21 protein-coding genes and 1 tRNA gene are annotated in these 16,450 nt (G+C 66.9%); 18 read left to right on the top strand and 4 right to left on the bottom strand.

All coding sequences use genetic code 11. The features are described 5' to 3' along the window. Positions 1–41: 41 nt before the first annotated feature. Together dnaG and BM397_RS13465 are read right to left on the bottom strand one after the other, a co-directional pair. Positions 42–2,051 (bottom strand): DNA primase, encoded by a 2,010-nt coding sequence (dnaG, locus tag BM397_RS13470; RefSeq protein ID WP_092425372.1) that lies wholly within the window; start codon positions 2,049–2,051, stop codon positions 42–44. A gap of 150 nt (positions 2,052–2,201) precedes the next feature. After that, a complete protein-coding gene (locus BM397_RS13465; RefSeq protein WP_092425373.1) occupies positions 2,202–2,483 on the bottom strand; it encodes a hypothetical protein in 282 nt (93 codons plus the stop codon). A 185-nt stretch (positions 2,484–2,668) separates the two neighbouring features. Between BM397_RS13465 and BM397_RS13460 the strand changes: the two genes are divergently transcribed. Genes BM397_RS13460 through BM397_RS13445 form a run of 4 tightly spaced genes read left to right on the top strand, consistent with a single transcriptional unit; the run spans position 2,669 to position 5,626 of the window. Then, positions 2,669–2,866 (top strand): hypothetical protein, encoded by a 198-nt coding sequence (locus BM397_RS13460; protein WP_092425374.1) that lies wholly within the window; start codon positions 2,669–2,671, stop codon positions 2,864–2,866. After that, positions 2,863–4,383 (top strand): CHAD domain-containing protein, encoded by a 1,521-nt coding sequence (locus BM397_RS13455; RefSeq protein WP_092425376.1) that lies wholly within the window; start codon positions 2,863–2,865, stop codon positions 4,381–4,383. The genes BM397_RS13460 and BM397_RS13455 overlap by 4 nt, the downstream gene beginning before the upstream one ends. Next, the gene (locus tag BM397_RS13450; protein ID WP_092425377.1) at positions 4,380–5,132 is read left to right on the top strand and encodes a ParA family protein; all 753 of its coding nucleotides are present in this window, start codon (positions 4,380–4,382) and stop codon (positions 5,130–5,132) included. Before BM397_RS13455 ends, BM397_RS13450 begins: the two co-directional genes overlap by 4 nt. Continuing rightward, positions 5,129–5,626, top strand: coding sequence for a CYTH domain-containing protein (locus BM397_RS13445; RefSeq protein WP_092425379.1), 498 nt, complete (start codon positions 5,129–5,131; stop codon positions 5,624–5,626). The genes BM397_RS13450 and BM397_RS13445 overlap by 4 nt, the downstream gene beginning before the upstream one ends. 596 nt (positions 5,627–6,222) lie before the next feature. Here BM397_RS13445 and BM397_RS13440 read toward each other — a convergent pair. Next, positions 6,223–6,297: transfer RNA gene (locus BM397_RS13440), tRNA-Thr, on the bottom strand. 135 nt (positions 6,298–6,432) lie between these two features. Between BM397_RS13440 and BM397_RS29335 the strand changes: the two genes are divergently transcribed. From BM397_RS29335 to BM397_RS13430, 3 genes are read left to right on the top strand one after another with little or no spacing between them, the layout of a single operon-like run. After that, on the top strand, positions 6,433–6,606 hold the full coding sequence (locus tag BM397_RS29335; protein WP_176806668.1) for a hypothetical protein: 174 nt from the start codon (positions 6,433–6,435) through the stop codon (positions 6,604–6,606). Continuing rightward, entirely contained in the window at positions 6,606–7,877 is a 1,272-nt protein-coding gene (murA, locus tag BM397_RS13435; RefSeq protein WP_092425382.1) for a UDP-N-acetylglucosamine 1-carboxyvinyltransferase, read from the top strand. Before BM397_RS29335 ends, murA begins: the two co-directional genes overlap by 1 nt. Next, entirely contained in the window at positions 7,874–8,341 is a 468-nt protein-coding gene (locus tag BM397_RS13430) for a DUF2948 family protein (RefSeq protein ID WP_176806670.1), read from the top strand. Before murA ends, BM397_RS13430 begins: the two co-directional genes overlap by 4 nt. A 41-nt stretch (positions 8,342–8,382) precedes the next feature. Here the strand turns inward: BM397_RS13430 and BM397_RS13425 are convergent, their stop codons facing one another. After that, on the bottom strand, positions 8,383–8,796 hold the full coding sequence (locus BM397_RS13425) for a c-type cytochrome (RefSeq protein WP_143015383.1): 414 nt from the start codon (positions 8,794–8,796) through the stop codon (positions 8,383–8,385). Between the two features lie 169 nt (positions 8,797–8,965). Here BM397_RS13425 and hisD point away from each other — a divergent pair, with 169 nt between their 5' ends. The 11 genes from hisD to BM397_RS13370 all read left to right on the top strand — a co-directional run bounded on the left by hisD (position 8,966) and on the right by BM397_RS13370 (position 16,445). Then, positions 8,966–10,267: a histidinol dehydrogenase gene (gene hisD, locus BM397_RS13420; RefSeq protein WP_092425385.1), complete on the top strand. Its 1,302-nt coding sequence runs from the start codon at positions 8,966–8,968 to the stop codon at positions 10,265–10,267. Positions 10,268–10,376: 109 nt separating this feature from the next. After that, complete coding sequence (locus BM397_RS13415) at positions 10,377–10,856, top strand: UPF0262 family protein (protein WP_092425387.1); 480 nt, start codon at positions 10,377–10,379, stop codon at positions 10,854–10,856. A gap of 4 nt (positions 10,857–10,860) precedes the next feature. Continuing rightward, on the top strand, positions 10,861–11,307 hold the full coding sequence (locus BM397_RS13410) for an arsenate-mycothiol transferase ArsC (RefSeq protein ID WP_092425390.1): 447 nt from the start codon (positions 10,861–10,863) through the stop codon (positions 11,305–11,307). Continuing rightward, positions 11,304–11,702 (top strand): ketosteroid isomerase-related protein, encoded by a 399-nt coding sequence (locus BM397_RS13405; protein ID WP_245696086.1) that lies wholly within the window; start codon positions 11,304–11,306, stop codon positions 11,700–11,702. Before BM397_RS13410 ends, BM397_RS13405 begins: the two co-directional genes overlap by 4 nt. Next, positions 11,699–12,307 (top strand): GNAT family N-acetyltransferase, encoded by a 609-nt coding sequence (locus BM397_RS13400; protein ID WP_092425395.1) that lies wholly within the window; start codon positions 11,699–11,701, stop codon positions 12,305–12,307. The genes BM397_RS13405 and BM397_RS13400 overlap by 4 nt, the downstream gene beginning before the upstream one ends. A 91-nt stretch (positions 12,308–12,398) precedes the next feature. Continuing rightward, complete coding sequence (locus tag BM397_RS13395) at positions 12,399–13,283, top strand: carbon-nitrogen hydrolase family protein (RefSeq protein ID WP_092425398.1); 885 nt, start codon at positions 12,399–12,401, stop codon at positions 13,281–13,283. Between the two features lie 108 nt (positions 13,284–13,391). Beyond that, the gene (gene infA / locus BM397_RS13390) at positions 13,392–13,610 is read left to right on the top strand and encodes a translation initiation factor IF-1 (protein WP_005978431.1); all 219 of its coding nucleotides are present in this window, start codon (positions 13,392–13,394) and stop codon (positions 13,608–13,610) included. 66 nt (positions 13,611–13,676) lie between these two features. Beyond that, positions 13,677–14,255 (top strand): Maf family protein, encoded by a 579-nt coding sequence (locus tag BM397_RS13385; protein WP_092425400.1) that lies wholly within the window; start codon positions 13,677–13,679, stop codon positions 14,253–14,255. A gap of 17 nt (positions 14,256–14,272) precedes the next feature. After that, complete coding sequence (locus tag BM397_RS13380; RefSeq protein WP_092425402.1) at positions 14,273–15,316, top strand: ribonuclease E/G; 1,044 nt, start codon at positions 14,273–14,275, stop codon at positions 15,314–15,316. Next, the gene (locus tag BM397_RS13375) at positions 15,313–15,501 is read left to right on the top strand and encodes a DNA gyrase inhibitor YacG (protein ID WP_092425405.1); all 189 of its coding nucleotides are present in this window, start codon (positions 15,313–15,315) and stop codon (positions 15,499–15,501) included. Before BM397_RS13380 ends, BM397_RS13375 begins: the two co-directional genes overlap by 4 nt. A gap of 194 nt (positions 15,502–15,695) precedes the next feature. Continuing rightward, positions 15,696–16,445, top strand: coding sequence for a 5-oxoprolinase subunit B family protein (locus BM397_RS13370; protein ID WP_092425407.1), 750 nt, complete (start codon positions 15,696–15,698; stop codon positions 16,443–16,445). Positions 16,446–16,450 lie beyond the last annotated feature (5 nt).

Raw genomic sequence — 16,450 nt, 5'->3', positions numbered from 1 at the left:
CCCGTCTACCGGTTTTTCCTCCAGTTTCCCTAAATGGCCATCTAGTTCTGACCCTTGGAAAAGCGAATCTGCTGCAGCAGCGCGTCGAAGGCGCTGCGTTCTTCTTTGTCCATTCGTGCGCCGTTCGCGCCCACGTCGAATTCCACGTCATCCTCCGAACGGTTCATGACCGCTTGGTTGCGTGCCTGCGCTGCTTGCCCCAGTCGCCAGGTAAGCGCTTCGTCGGCAAGGCTTTCCATGTCTTCCAGCGCCTCGGCGAGTTCGGCCACGAGCCCGGCCTGAGCGGCAATCTTTGCGAATTCCTCGGCCACCGTCAGGCGGGCGAGCTCGGTGTCACCGAAATGTCGCAGGCAGGGTACGACAGCCACATGGCGTGCCGCGAGGAGGGAATCAAGGGCCTCTGGTCCGATTCTCTGCATCGCCTCGTCTTGCAGCGTCTCGGGGTCGTCGGTGATTCCCGACAGCAGCAGGCTGCGAAGCGCCGCGTGCGAGGGGTCTTCGCAGGGCAGGGACTCCAGCGGGGTCTCGAATTCGGCCATGAGCGCGGGATAGCGCAGCAGCACCGCAAGGATGACATCCTCGCGCAGCCGCGTCTCGGCGGCCTCGCCAGCGGCGACCAGCAACGAGGACTTGGCCGCGGCGCTCGGTGCGATGGGAACGGCCTGCCCCCATTTCTGCGTGCGCTTGCCGCTGCGGAAGGGGCTGTACTGGCTTGAGCCACCGGAGAACCCGCCGCTGGACCCGCTGCCGGAAGTGCCGGCGCGGCGGCCGCGGAAGAGCTGCCAGCGCAGGTCCTTGATTTCGTCGCCGTAGTGGTGCCGCAGGTCGGGGTGCTGGATGCGCTTGATCACGTCTCGCAGAGTGGCGTCCAGGGCTGCCTTGCGCTCGGGGCTGTCAAAGACCTTGCCCTCGGTCTCGCGTCGCCAGAGCAGCTGTACCATGGGCAGCGCCTGGTCGAGCACCGCCTTTACCGCCTGCGGTCCCTTCGCGCGCAGCAGGTCGTCGGGATCCTGCCCCTCGGGCATGAGGGCAAAGCGCAGGCCCTTGCCGGGCACCAGCAGCGGCAGGGCGGTGTCGATCACCCGGTAGGCGGCGCGCAGCCCCGCCTTGTCACCGTCGAGCGCGATCACCGGCTCGTCGGCGATGCGCCACAGCAGCGCGATCTGGTGTTCGGTCACCGCCGTGCCGAGCGGCGCTACCGAGGCCTCGAACCCCGCTTCGCTGAGCGCGATCACGTCCATGTAGCCCTCGGCGACGATCAGCGGCTGGCCCTTGCCTGCCGCCTCGCGCGCGGGCGCATGGTTGTAGAGGTTGCGGCCCTTGTCGAAGAGTTCGGTCTCTGGCGAGTTGAGGTATTTCGCATTGTCGCGCGGGTCCATCGCGCGCCCGCCGAAGGCGATGGCGCGGCCGCGTCCGTCGCGGATCGGGAACATGATGCGGTTGCGGAAGACGTCATAGGGTGCGCGGCCCTTGTCCGAGGGCTTGGCGAGCCCGGCGGCGAGGATAAGTTCCTCGGCCACGCCCTGTCCGCGCAGGTGCTCCCAGAGGTTCTGCCAGCCGGCGGGGGCGAAGCCCAGCTCGAAGCGGTCCTGGACCTCCTGCTTCAGGCCGCGGCGTTCGAGGTAGCCGCGCGCCTCGGAGGCTGCGCCGGTGCGCAGCTGCATCCGGAAGAATCGCAGCGCCTGCTCCATCACCTCGGAGAGCTGGCTGCGGCGGTCGGCCTTCTGCGCCGCCTGCGGGTCGCGCGCCGGCATCGGCATCCCGGCCTCGCGGGCGAGAATCTCGACCGCCTCCATGAAGCCGACGTTCTCCGACTCGCAGACGAAGGAGATCGCGTCCCCTTTCGCGTGGCAGCCGAAGCAGTAGTAGAAACCCTTGCGGTCATCCACGTGGAAGGAGGCGGACTTTTCCTGATGGAACGGGCAGGGCGCCCACATGTCGCCTTTGCCCTGGTTCGATTTCCGGGTGTCCCACATGACCTTGCGGCCCACGACCTGCGAAAGGCTCGTGCGCGTGCGCAGCTCGTCGAGGAAACCGGGTGGAAGACTCATGCTCGGAGTATCAATGGACATTGGGGCCGAGTCCATGCGCCCCGGCCTAGGCTTTCATCTTTCCGACAAATACTCGAAGCCGCCGCCATCCGGAAGGGCGACGTGAGGGCCGATTTCGGCCCCCACCGTCACCGCGAGGTCAGCCCGCAATCACTGCGTGAGGCATTGCTGCTCCCAGCTGCGACCCACATCGAGGGTCAGCTGGTCTTCGGGCAGGCCGTAGATCCATTGCGCCAGCATCGAGCCGGCGTCGCGGTCCAGCGCCCGGCGCAGCTCGCGCTCGGTGCGCTTGAGAGGAATTCCGTCCTTACGCGCCTGCACCGCTTCCATGACCACCTTCGCGGAGGTCTCGCAGCGTGCCGCCTTGTCACTTTGTGCGGAGACGGGCGTGGCGGCGGCAAGCACCAGCCCGAGAATCACAAGGTTCCGCATGGTATGCATCTCCTTTGACAACCATGCGGGCTATCTAGTCACTCCTTTTGTGGGTGTCATCAGTCGGGGCCTGTTCGGACATGCACAGGTCATCGTGCAGGTTGCCGTTTTATCACAGGAAACCAAGTTGCAGCCGGTGGTTGACAGTGACATCATGACGTCACTTTTTGAGATGGGTGGCCGAAATGCCGAAAGTCAAACTGTCCGCGGCCAAGAGTTCGAGGGACGCCGGAGACGAGAAGAAGAACACCTCGCTGCGGCTGAGCGGCAAGACGCTGAAAGCGCTCAAGATGCGCGCGATCGAGGAAGACACGAGCGTGCAGAAGATCGTCGAGACACTGATCGAGGGCTACCTGAAAACGAGCAGGAAGAAGGCGAAATGATCCCGGACGACACGAAGCTCTATTTCATGTCGGCGGCGGCTCTGGAGGGCCTGTCCGATGCGCCAGCCGGCGGGCTTGTCCCGGTGATCACCTGGCAGGAGGGCGTCAGCCCGTTCCAGGTGCGCGACACCTTCGACCGGGAATTGCGGACCACGGGCAGGATGCTGATCGAACTGGAGGGCGGGGCAGAGGTGCTCAGCCCCGGATCGGGCTCCGCCGCGCAGCCGGATGTGGGAGGCACCCGCTTCGTCGCGGACTTCCCCGAGGGGCCGGTGAAGGCGGCGCTTGGCGGTCTGTCGCCGCTGCGCTGCCTGCTGCCGGTGGGGGCGGGCCATTTGCGCCGCGGAACGCTGTCGCTGCTGGACGACGAGCAAAAGACACGGGCCCGGGCGGTGCTGCTTCATCTGGATGCCACCGAAGGGGGCGCGCTCACCATCGTGCAACTCCAAGGGTTGCGCGGCTACGACAAGGCGCTGGCGCGGCTGCGGGAGATGATCGGGGCGGCGGGGGGGAAGGCCTTCGGGGATGACACGGCCTATACGCAGCTCTTCCCGGACCTTGCGGACTACACACCCAAGCCGGTGGTGCCGCTGGATCGCGAGACCAAGGCCTTCGACGCCGCCTGCGACATCATCGCGGCTTATCTGCCGGTGGCGCGTGCCAACGAAGCCGGGGTGATCGCCGATGACGACACCGAGTTCCTGCATGACTACCGTATTGCCCTGCGCAAGGTCCGCTCGGTGCTGAGTCTCTTCAAGGATGTCTACGGTGCTGAGCAGACCATCGAGCTGAAGGGGCGATTTTCCGACCTCATGGCGGCAACCGGGCGGCTCCGCGATCTCGATGTCTACCTGCTCGAGAAGGACGCATTCTATGCGCTGGTGCCGGACAGCCTGCACGTGGGGCTCGATCGCATGTTCGCGCTCTTCGCCGAGCAGCGGGCCGCCGAACAGCAGGCGCTCGCGCGGCACCTGCGCAGCGCCGCCTACCGCAAGGAGATCGCGGCGCTCTGCAAGCTCTTCGACAAGCGCAGGAAGCTGGCGCGCGGTGGCAAGGCGGACAAGCCGGCCTACGACTTTGCCTGCAGGCTGATCTGGAAACGCTACCGCAAGATCTGCACCATTGCCGAAGCCATCGACGCGGAAACGCCCGACCACGAGGTCCACGAGCTGCGCATCCACTGCAAGAAATTGCGCTACCTGATGGAGTTCTTCGCACCGCTCTTCCCGGACGGGCCCTTCAAGCGGCTGATCAAGCCGCTGAAGAAGCTGCAGGACAACCTTGGCCTGTTCAACGATTACTCGGTGCAGCAGGAGAGCCTGCAGGCCTTCCTCGGGGGACTCGACGGGGCGGAGCCGGGCAATCTTCAGGCGGCGCAGAGCGTCGGCGCGCTGATCGTCGTGCTGCATGGCCGCCAGTTGGCCGAACGCGCGCGGGTGGTGGACAGCTTCGCCGCCTTCAACAGCGCAGAGACCCGCCAGACGTTCCGCGACCTGTTCCACGGGGGAAAAGAATGAAGATCATCGCCTGCTATTCCAACAAGGGTGGCGTGGGGAAGACCGCGACCTCGGTCAACCTCGCCTATGCGCTGGCGCAGGGCGGGCGGCGCGTGCTGCTGTGCGACCTCGACCCGCAGGGGGCCTCGGGCTTCTACTTCCGGGTGAAGCCGTCGAAAAAGCTGACGGACACGCGCTTCTTCGAGGATGTGGAGCGCTTCACCAAGGCGATCCGGGGCAGCGACTTCGACAATCTCGACATCCTGCCCGCCAATATGACGTTCCGCGACTTCGACATCTTCCTTGCGCGGATGCGCAACTCGCGCTCGCGGCTGAAGAAGGCGCTGAAGGCGGTGAAGGGCGATTACGACGTGATCCTGCTGGATTGCCCGCCCAATATCTCGACCCTGTCAGAGAACGTCTTCCGCGCTTCCGACGCCATTGTCGTGCCGGTGATCCCCACGACGCTTTCGCAGCGCACCTTTGAGCAGCTCAAGGAGTTCTTCCGTGAACACGACCTGCCGGCCAAGAAGCTGCACGGGTTCTTTTCGATGGCACAGGGGGTGAAGTCCTTGCATGGCGACACGATGGACGAGATGCGCCGCGAACACGGCAAGCGGCTCATGAAGGCAACGATCCCCTTCGCCTCGGAGGTCGAACGCATGGGCGTGCATCGCGCACCGGTGCTGGCCTCGGCACCCTCCAGCGGGGCGAGTGCCTCCTATGGCGCTCTGCACGACGAGCTCGTGGCCCGGGTGTTCGGCAAATGAGTGGCGGGGTGGAGATCGAGCGCAAGTTCCTCGTTGCCCGGCTGCCGGTGCTCGAGGAGCTGAAGGCCAAGCCGGTGCGTCAGGGCTACGTGACGCTCGAAGGCGATTCCGTCGAACTGCGCCTGCGCGAGAAGGGCGGAGCGTTCTTCCTGACGCTGAAGTCCGAGGGCGGGCTTCAGCGGATGGAGCGCGAGATCGAGATCGGCCGCGAGCAGTTCGACGCGCTCTGGCCGGCGACCGGCGGGCGGGTCGTGGAAAAGACGCGCTACGTCGGCGCTCTGGCGGATGACGTCACCTTCGAGCTGGATGTTTTCGCAGGCGCGTTGGCGCCTCTGGTGCTGGTCGAGGTTGAGTTCGACACGGTAGAGGCGGCGCGCGCCTTCACCCCGCCGGACTGGTTCGGCGAGGACGTGACCGAGGATCGGCGTTACCGAAACCGCGCGCTCGCCGATGACGGCGTGCCGGATCAGGCGGCCAATCCCGGAGCCCAGTAAGTGGTGGGCTCAGGGCAGTGAGCCCACCATTTGAGAACGTGTCCTGTAGGTCCCAGGTGGGCGGCGGCGCCCCCTTGGGGCTTGGCGTCGCTTGGCCTGAAACCGTGACCAGACGGCAAAGGCCTCGCGATGTTCTTGGCTCACTCCATCGGATTTGCGACGGCGCATACGATCAGCAGCATCCTTGCCGAAGTGCCGGGTGCCGAAAATAGATCGAGAGGACCGAGATCGCCGCTCCCCAAGAGAAGGGCCTGCTTCAGATCGCGAGTTGGAGCGTCCGGGGCGAATCGATGTCGGTCGCCGGACTCGCTCGGCTGCAGGGCTACGATTGAGCGGCAGGCAGGTACGCCGGGTTCTGGCCGTCCGGAAGGCGGCGAGGGCTCCCGCCCGGCGGGAGTGATCCCGAGAAATATCTCTGGCGCAGACCTTCGCTGGTCTGCGGGTTTCGATTGTGCCGGAAGTTGGTTGGGGCGTCGCGCTGGTCTGTCGGCTAACGCGGCACCGAGTGTTGCGGAGGCGCGGAGCAAGACGGTCGCAAACAGTTACCGACGGCCTGTGCGAGCGCTGATTTTTGCAACCATTTCAGGGGATTGAAGTGGTGCTGCTGGAGAGAATTGAACTCTCGACCTCTCCCTTACCAAGGGAGTGCTCTACCTCTGAGCTACAGCAGCGCCGTATCGCCTTTTCGGTGTCCCGCGCTAGCTAGCGTCGGTGTGCCTCGTGGCGTGGCGCGGTGTCTAAGGGCAAACGCAGAGGGGTGCAAGCGCAATCTGGACGGTTTTTTGCCTCTCAAGTAAAGAAAGTTCATGGAGCCGAAAAACAGCCCCCGAATTTCCCCCGCGCAGGAGCGGGAAACCCGTCTAAAAGCCGCGCTGAAGGCGAATCTCGCCCGGCGCAAGGCGCAGGCCAAGGCGCGCGACGCCGCGTCAACCGAAGAAAACAAGCCCGAAGACGGGCAGAGCAGTGAAAAGGACATCTAATGGATTCGATCGTCGTCACGGGTAACGGCCCGCTGTCGGGACAGATTCCCATCGCCGGCGCAAAGAATGCCTGCCTCACGCTGATGCCGGCGACCCTTCTGTCCGACCAGCCGCTGACGCTGACCAATGCACCGCGCCTGTCGGACATCCGCACCATGACGCTGCTGCTGCAGTCGCTGGGAGCCGAGGTGCAGGCGCTGAATGACGGGCAGGTGCTGGCCATGTCGAGCCACGCCCTGAGCTCGACCCGCGCCGACTATGACATCGTGCGCAAGATGCGCGCGTCGATTCTCGTGCTCGGTCCGCTGCTGGCGCGCTTCGGCCATGCCGAGGTCTCGCTGCCCGGCGGCTGTGCCATCGGTGCGCGCCCCGTGGACCTGCACCTCAAGGCTCTCGAGGCCATGGGCGCCGAGCTCGACCTGCGCGACGGCTATGTGCATGCCAAGGCGCCCTCGGGCGGGCTGAAGGGCGGTATCGTCGAGTTTCCCTTTGCCTCGGTCGGGGCGACCGAGAACGCGCTGATGGCCGCGACCCTGGCCAAGGGCACCACGGTGATCCGCAACGCCGCGCGCGAGCCCGAGATCGTCGATCTCGCGCAATGCCTGCGCAAGATGGGCGCGCAGATCGAAGGTGAGGGCACGTCCACCATCGAGATTCAGGGCGTTGAGACGCTGGGCGGCGCCACCCACCGTGTGGTCACTGACCGCATCGAGCTGGGCACATACATGCTGGCCCCGGCGATCTGCGGCGGCGAGGTCGAATGCCTCGGTGGCACCATCGAGCTGGTAAAGAGTTTCTGCGAGAAGCTCGACGAGGCGGGCATCGCGGTCGAGGAGACGCCGACCGGTCTCAAGGTGGCGCGCAAGAACGGCCGGGTGAAGGCGGTCGATGTGACCACCGAGCCGTTCCCCGGCTTTCCCACCGACCTGCAGGCACAGATGATGGCGCTGCTCTGCACCGCCGAGGGCGAGAGCGTGCTGGAAGAGAAGATCTTCGAGAACCGCTTCATGCATGCCCCCGAGCTGCTGCGCATGGGCGCAAAGATCGACGTTTCGGGCGGCACCGCCCGCGTCACCGGCGTAAACAAGCTCAAGGGGGCACCGGTGATGGCCACCGACCTGCGTGCCTCGGTATCGCTGATCCTCGCGGGCCTCGCCGCCGAGGGGGAAACCGTGGTAAGCCGGGTCTACCATCTGGACCGCGGCTACGAGCACGTGGTTCGCAAGCTGCGCGGTGTGGGCGCCAAGATCGAACGGGTGAAGGGCGAGTGACCGAGGACGCAAGATTCGAAGACGCGGGCAACCAACCGCTCAACCTGGGTGCCATGGATCCGGAGGACCTGCAGGTCCTTTCGGCCCTCGCGCAGGATTCGGTGCTGACCGTGGCCGACGTGGCCTGGGAAAAGCGTCACCACCGGCTGGCGCTGCTGATCAACCGGCTGCGCCGCGAGGACGGCGTGCATGTCTCGCCGCCCGAGCGGGTGCGGTCACTTCTGGTGATCGAGAACGTGCTGAAGGTCTCCGCGCAAGGGGTGAACCCGGGCGAGAAGGATACCGTGCTCTCGCTGCTCTCGGTGAATTTCGAGCCGGGCGAGGAGGGGGCGGGCTTCGTCGAGCTCACTTTTGCCGGCGACGGCGCGCTGCGCGCCGAGGTCGAAGCGCTAGAGCTGCGCCTCAAGGATGTGACCCGGCCCTACACCGCGGTGTCGGGGCAGGTGCCGGATCACGGGGCCTGAACCGCAGGGCCTGTACCGTTGGGCTTGAGCCCGTCGGGACCCTATTGCGCCTGGATCGATTCCAGGTGCTGCGCGAGGGCGAGAATGCGTCCTCGCGTCACGATCTCGCTGGCGTAGGGGCCGATTTCCACGGAAAGCGCTTCCTTGAAGCGCTGCCCCCAGACCGGCATCGGGTAGCCGTGGCCGCGGATGCCGCTGCGCCCGTCGATGATCTGGATGACGTCGAGCATCGGGAACTCCCCATCATTCTGCGCCGAGATCTGTGTCAGGTCGGGCAGCTCGACGGTCATCAGCTCGGCCAGCGGCCCGTCGCCGGTGCCGTTCTCGCCATGGCAGGCGGCGCAGGCGTTCATGTATTCCGTTTCTCCGGCGCTCTGCGCCATGGCCGATCCGCCAAGGCAGAGGGCGCTCGCGGCAATCACCAGCCCCAGGGCTGAAAATGTCTGCTGAAACATCTTTGCTCCTCCAAAATGCATCGGCTCTCCCATGCCGATTCTGGAATTCTAGATGAGTCGCGCGCGGTTCGAGGTGATCCATATCAATGGGTGCGGGCGAATCCCCCTGCGCGCCACTTGAGCCGGGCGGCGCTTGTCTCTAAGCAGTCCCGCGACAAGGAGACCGCCCATGCCCGTCTTTCTCGACACGACCGACCCGGATTTCGAGCTGGAGTTCGCCCGGCTGCTCAGCGCCAAGCGCGAGGACAGCCCCGACGTGGATGACATCGTCGCCGGGATCATTGCCGATGTGCGCGCGCGTGGCGACGCCGCCGTGCTGGAGATGACCGCAAAGTTCGACCGGCTCGAGCTGGAGGCGGCGGGGCTGCGGTTCTCCGCCGAGGAGATCGACACCTATTGCGCGCAGGTCCCCGCAGCCGAGCGCGCCGCGCTGGAGATCGCCGCCGAGCGCATCCGCGCCTACCACGTGCGGCAGATGCCCGAGGATGCGCAATGGACCGATCCCGACGGGGCAACCCTCGGCTGGCGCTGGACACCGGTGTCGGCGGCGGGTCTCTACGTGCCCGGCGGACTCGCCAGCTATCCCTCCTCGGTGCTGATGAACGCCATTCCCGCAAAGGTGGCGGGGGTCGAGCGGCTCTGTATCGCGGTGCCGACGCCCGATGGGATTGCCAACCCGCTGGTGCTGCTCGCGGCACGCATCGCCGGGGTCGACGAGATTTACCGTATCGGCGGCGCGCAGGCGATCGCCGCGCTCGCCTACGGCACCGAGAGCATCGCCCCGGTGGACAAGATCACCGGCCCGGGCAACGCCTTCGTTGCCGCCGCGAAGCGCCGGGTCTTCGGCAAGGTCGGGATCGACATGATCGCCGGCCCCTCCGAGATCCTCGTCATCGCCGACGCGGACAATGATCCCGAGTTCATCGCCCTCGATCTGCTCAGCCAGGCCGAGCACGACGAGAGCGCTCAGTCGATCCTGATCACCCCCGATGCGGGCTTTGCCCAAAAGGTGGCAGACGAGGTCGCCCGGCAGCTCGAGGTGCTGGAACGGCGCGGCATCGCCGGGGCGAGCTGGCGCGATTTCGGAGCGGTCATCATCTGCCGGGACCTCGACGAGGCGGCCTCGCTGTCGAACCGCGTCGCGCCCGAGCACCTCGAGCTCTGCGTCGCCGAGCCCGAGGCGCTGTCCGAGCAGATCCGCCACGCCGGCGCGATCTTCCTCGGCCAATGGACCCCCGAGGCGATCGGCGATTACGTTGGCGGCCCGAACCACGTGCTGCCCACCGCCCGCTCGGCGCGGTTCTCCTCGGGGCTGTCGGTGCTCGATTTCGTCAAGCGCACCACCCTGGCGAAGATGTCGCCCGAGGCGCTGCGCGCCATCGGTCCCGCCGCCGAGACATTGGCCAGCTCCGAAAGCCTGCAGGCGCACGGCCTGTCGGTGACCGCGCGGCTGCGCAAGCTCAACGGATGAGCCCCGGGTCGGGACGGCGTCGCCGTCCTGACCCGATGAGTCGCAAGTCGCATTGCCCCATCCTCTCGCATTGGCTACAGATTCCGGAGCCGCTGCCGAGGACGCGCCCATGAGCACCATCGCCCGTATCGAGCTTGACGACGCCAACCTGCCGCCTCCGACCCCGGAGATCGAGCAGGAGCGACGCGTGGCGATGTTCGACCTCATGGAAGACAACAGCTTCACCCTGCCGGCGCGCAACGGTCGCGACGTGCCCGAGGGTCCCTATGCGCTCGGCCTGTCGATCCGCGACAAGCGGCTGGTCTTCGACATCACCACCGAGGGCGGCGATCCGGCGGCGGAGTTCCACCTCTCGCTGGCGCCCTTCCGGCAGGTGGTGAAGGACTACTTCCAGATCTGCAAAAGCTATTTCGACGCGGTGAAATCCGCTGCGCCGAGCCAGATCGAGACCATCGACATGGCCCGCCGCGGCATCCACAACGAGGGCGCGCGCATCCTGCAGGAACGGCTCGAGGGCAAGGCCGAGGTCGACACGGACACCGCGCGGCGCCTCTTCACCCTCATCTGCGTGCTGCATTTCGGGGGCTGACCGGGTGCCGAAGCTGCCGCAATCGGTGCTCTTTTGCTGCGACCACAACGCGGTGCGCTCGCCCATGGCCGAGGGCATCATGAAAAAGCTCTACGGTCAGGGCACCTACGTGCAATCCGTCGGCGTGGTGAACGACCTCGAGATCGACGGTTTCGCCATCTCGGTCTGCCAGGAGATCGGCGTCGAACTCAGCAAGCACCGCTCGCGCAGCTTCGAGGAGCTAGAGGAAATGGGCGAAACGCTCTCCGGCTTCGACCTGATCGTCGCCATGTCGCCCGCCTCGCAGCGCGCCGCGCTGGAGCTGACGCGTTTCTTTCACCTGACGGTGGAATACTGGCCGATCATGGATCCCACGGGGCTCGGCGAAACCCGCGAGACCAAGCTCAACGCCTACCGCCAGACCCGCGACCAGATTTACGACAAGCTCAAGACCCGATGGGGAGACACATGACGGCCACCGACACCATCAAGGCCTATTTCGACGCCTTCAACGCCAAGGACACCGAGGCGATGTTGGAGCTTCTGGCGCCGGACATCGCGCACCACGTGAACGAGGGGCAGATCCGCTCGGGCAAGACCAAGTTCGCCGAGTTCTGCGCGCACATGTCCCACTGCTACGACGAGCATCTGACCGACATGGTGATCTTCGAGGCCGAGGGCGGCACCCGCGCCGCTGCCGAGTTCACCGTGAACGGCACCTACCTGCGCACCGACGCCGGGCTTCCCGAGGCGAAGGGCCAGACATACCGCCTGCCGGCGGGCTCGTTCTTCTCTCTGGAGGGCGGCAAGATCACCCGCGTGGTGACCTACTACAACCTCGCCGACTGGATCCGGCAGGTCTCGTGACCAAGGTGACCGAGGTCCGCGTGCTCACCGGGGCGGCGCTCGACGCCGCGCTCGACGACGTGGCGCGGCTGCGCATCGCGGTGTTCCGCGACTGGCCCTATCTCTACGACGGCGATCTGGGGTACGAGCGGAGCTATCTCGAAAGCTACCGGACCAGCGCCGGGGCGGTCCTCGTCGGTGCCTTCGACGGTGCGCGCCTCGTCGGGGCCGCCACCGGCACGCCGATGGAGGACCACGCCGAGGATTTCGCCGCGGCCTTCGCCGCCACCGGCCTTGCGCTGCCAGATATCTTCTACTGCGCCGAGTCGGTCCTGTTGCCCGAGGCGCGCGGGCAGGGGATCGGACACCGCTTCTTCGACCTTCGCGAGCAACACGCGCGCCAGCTCGGCCGCCGCTACAGCAGCTTCTGCGCGGTGCAGCGCCCAGCGGATCACCCATTGCGGCCCGAAGGCTATGCCCCGCTCGACCCGTTCTGGCGCAAGCGCGGCTACGCGCCGCTGGACGGCGCTATCGCCCGCTTCCGCTGGCGCGACGTGGGCCAGGCCGACCAGACCGACCACAGCCTGCAGTTCTGGCTGCGCGATCTCGACAGGGACGCCCCCTGACCCTTCTTCTCTTTCCAAATACGCCGGGGGAGTCCGCGCAGCGGACGGGGGCGGCGCCCCCTCGAGCCCGGCATCACCAAGGACCCCGCCCATGAAGATCGCCACCGCAGCCTACCCGATGGATTTCCTCGAGGACTGGGACGCCTATGCCGCCAAGATCGAGGCCTGGGTGGCCGAGGCCTCGGGGCAGGGGGCCGAGCTCATGGTCTTCCCCGAATATGGGTCTATGGAGATCGCGACGCTGGCGGGACGCGCGGCGGCCGGGGATCTTGAGGCCTCGCTGCACGCCGTGTCCGAGCGCATGCCGCAGGTGGATGCGCTGCATTCGGATCTGGCGGGCAAGTACGGGGCCCATATCCTTGCCGCCTCCGCCCCGGTCTTCGACGCCGCGATCGGCCCGCGCCCGGTGAACCGCGCGCGGTTCTTCGCGCCGGGCGGCGGCATGGAGTTTCAGGACAAGCAGATCATGACCCGCTTCGAGCGCGAGGATTGGCACGTCGTGGGCGGCGCGCCGCTGCAGCTCTTCGACACGGCGCTCGGCAAGATCGGCATCCTCATCTGCTACGACAGCGAGTATCCGCTGCTCGGCCGGGCGCTGCGCGATGCCGACCTGCTGCTGGTGCCTTCCTGCACCGAGGCACAGGCGGGGTACAGCCGGGTGCGCATCGGCGCCATGGCCCGGGCGCTCGAGCAGCAGTGTATCGCGGTCATGGCCTCGACCGTCGGTGATTGCGACTGGTCGGAAGCGGTGGACACCAACACCGGCATGGGCGGGGTGTTCTGCCCGCCCGACACCGGGTTTCCCGCCACCGGGGTGATCGCCGAGGGCAGCCTCGGAAAGCCCGGCTGGACCTATGCCGAGGTTGATCTTGACGCCGTCGCGCGGGTCCGTAACGATGGCGTTGTGCTGAACCGCAGCCACTGGGACGATCAGTCCGGGCGCGACGGCCCCGTGACCCTGCGGGCGCTGCGCTAAAGCCTATTCCTGACAATCTGCAATTGTGGTCTTGAAAATTGCGCCGTTTGGGCGCATATGCATCCGCGTTCCGCGAAAGTCAGCGGAACTGCATTTTCAGGAGAAAGCATGGCCAAGGAAGATACGCTCGAATTTCCCGGTGTCGTGAAGGAACTCCTGCCCAACGCGACGTTTCGGGTCGAGCTTGAGAACGGCCATGAGATCATCGCGCACACGGCAGGCAAGATGCGGAAAAACCGCATCCGGGTTCTCGCCGGCGACAAGGTTCAGGTGGAAATGACGCCCTATGATCTGACCAAGGGCCGGATCAACTACCGCTTCAAGTAAGTCCGCATGACCCGGAATCTCATGGCGGAGCCCGCGTTCCCGACTGTGGACACGGCAGGTCCGCGCATGACACTCGTCCTCGGCTCCGGTTCGCCCCGGCGGCTCGAGCTGCTTGCGCAGCTTGGCGTGGTGCCGGGTGACATCCGCCCGCCCGACATCGATGAAGACCCGATGCCGGGCGAGCTGCCCCGCCCGTACTGCGTGCGCCTCGCGCGCGAGAAGGCGCAGGCGATTCCCTCCGCAGACACCGAGATCGTGCTCTCGGCCGACACCACCGTCGCGCTCGGGCGCCGAATCCTCGGCAAGCCCCGCGATGCGGGGGAGGCCGCGGAGTTTCTGACGAAACTCTCGGGCCGCCGTCACCGGGTAATCACCGCCGTCGCGGTGCGCCGCGGCGACCGCATCTGGGAGCGTGATGTCGTCACCCAGGTGCAGATGAAGAACCTCTCCAACGAGGAACTGAACGCCTACCTCGCCTCCGGCGACTGGCAGGGCAAGGCCGGGGGCTATGGCATCCAGGGCTTCGCCGGGGCGTTCATCCCATGGATCAACGGCAGCTTCACCTCTGTGGTCGGCCTGCCGCTGGCCGAGACCGCGAACCTGCTGCTCGCGGCGGGATACCCGCTCTACAAACCCGCAGACTGACCAAAAAGGGGCCTCGCATGAAGGGACGCACCATTGCGCTCGACCACCTCGGCGAGGCGCAAGCCGCCGCGCTGATCGTCGATGGCAAGCTCGAGGACCTGCTGATCGAGAGCGATCACGCACGCCCGGGCACCATCTACCGCGGCATCGCGCAGCGCCCGATGAAGGGGCAGGGCGGCATGTTCCTCGACACGCCCGAGGGCTCGGCCTTCCTGCGGCAGGTCAAGGGGCTCGCGCCCGGCCAGCCGCTGATCGTGCAGGTCACCGGTTTTGCCGAGCCGGGCAAGGCGATCCCGGTCACCACCCGCATCCTCTTCAAGTCGCGCTACGCCATCGTCACGCCGGGCGCGCCGGGGCTGAACATCTCTCGCCGCATCAAGGACGAGGACATCCGCGAGAGCCTGCTGGAGATCGCGCATGAGGTCATGCCGGGTGCCAAGGAAGCCGAGAACGGCCTGATCCTGCGCTCGTCCTGTGCCCACGGCGACCCCGAGGAGATCGCCGAGGACATCGCCGCCATGGCGCAGCTCTGTGCGCAGGTGATGGCGGATGTCTCGGGCAAGGCCGAGCTGCTGGTCGAAGGCGACGGGCCGCACGAGCTGGCCTGGCGCGAGTGGGAAGAGGGCGACGTCGATGCCGAGCCCGGCGCCTTCGAGCGCCACGACGTGCACGAGATGATCGCCGCGCTGCAGCGCCCGCTGGTGCCGCTGCCCGGCGGCGGCTCGATGAGCATCGAGCCCACGCGCGCGCTGGTCGCGGTGGACGTGAACACCGGCGGCGATACCTCTCCGGCGGCGGGTCTGAAGGCCAATATTGCCGCCCTGCGCGAGCTGCCGCGTCAGCTGCGCCTGCGCGGTCTCGGCGGGCAGGTCATCGTCGATCCCGCGCCGATCCCGAAGAAGGAGCGTCGCCAGCTCGAAACCGTGCTGCGCGCGGCGCTGAAGACCGATGCCACCGAAACCATCCTCGCCGGCTGGACCCAGCTGGGGCTCATGGAGCTGCAGCGCAAGCGCGAGCGCGTGCCGCTGAGCGAGGTGCTGAAACCTGGGATGCTGCCATGAGCTGTCCGATCTGCGCCAAGCCCAGCGACGAGAAATACCGCCCCTTCTGCTCGAAACGCTGCGCCGATGTCGACCTGGCGAAGTGGATGTCGGGCAGCTACGCCGTGCCCTCGGAGGATCCGCAGGACGTGGAAGAGGCGATCGAAGCGGCCGAGCGCGAGCGCGCCAAGCAGACCCGGCACTGATTGCTCCGGAAGGGGGGCGCTGCCCCCCCCGCCGCGCAAAACGTGGCAGTTTGCAGAAGAGGGGGCGCCGCCCCCGCCGCGCTGCGCGCGACTCCCCCGGGATACTTCGACCATGTGGAAGCAGGGGCACGCCCCCGGGGCGGGGCGTGCTATTGCCGGTTGCAGCCGCCCGTGGCTGCGCTAACGTCCGGCGCATGACCGATCGTTCCGCCACCCCGGCAAAATATCCCCTGCTTCGAACCGCCGGCATCGACGGGCTTCTCGTCAGCTTCGGCGAGCGGCTCAGCGAGCCGGCCAACCGCGCCGCGCTGGCGTTCCGCGCTGCGCTCGAATCCGAGGCTTGGGACGGGGTGGAGGAGATTTCCTCCTCGCTCGTCTCGGCCTACCTGCGCTTTGATCCGATGGCGGTGTCGCATGCCGACCTCGAGGCGCGGCTCCGGGCGCTGATGGGCTCGCGCGACTGGCTGCAGGCCGAATTGCCGCACGGGCGCCGCCTGCATCGCATTCCCACCGCCTATGGCGGCACGCTGGCGCCGCAGCTCGCCGAGGCGGCGCAGGTCGCCGGCATGACCGAGGCCGAGGCCGTGGAGTCGCTGGCGTCCGCGCGGGTGCGGGTCACGGCGCTCGGTTTTGCGCCGGGCCAGCCCTACCTCGGCGAATTGCCCGAGGTCTGGAACATCCCGCGCCAGCAGGCGCTCACCGCGCGCGTGCCTCGGGGCGCGCTGGTGCTGGCGATCCGGCAGTTCGTGATCTTCTCGGTCACCGCGCCCACCGGCTGGCGCCATGTCGGCCAGACCGCCGCGCCGCTGTTCCGGCTGGGGGCAGAGCGGCCCTTCCTGCTGGCACCGGGCGACGAGGTGGAGTTCCCGCGGGTCTCGGAGGAGGTCCTTGCGCGGATGCAGGACGATCCCGAGGGCGGCGCGAGCTGGGAGGTGCTGCCATGACCGGG

This window comes from Alloyangia pacifica, from assembly GCF_900116195.1.
Taxonomy (GTDB): domain Bacteria; phylum Pseudomonadota; class Alphaproteobacteria; order Rhodobacterales; family Rhodobacteraceae; genus Salipiger; species Salipiger pacificus.
Note: the sequence above shows the minus strand (reverse complement) of the source record. Positions and strands in the feature narration are given on the sequence as shown.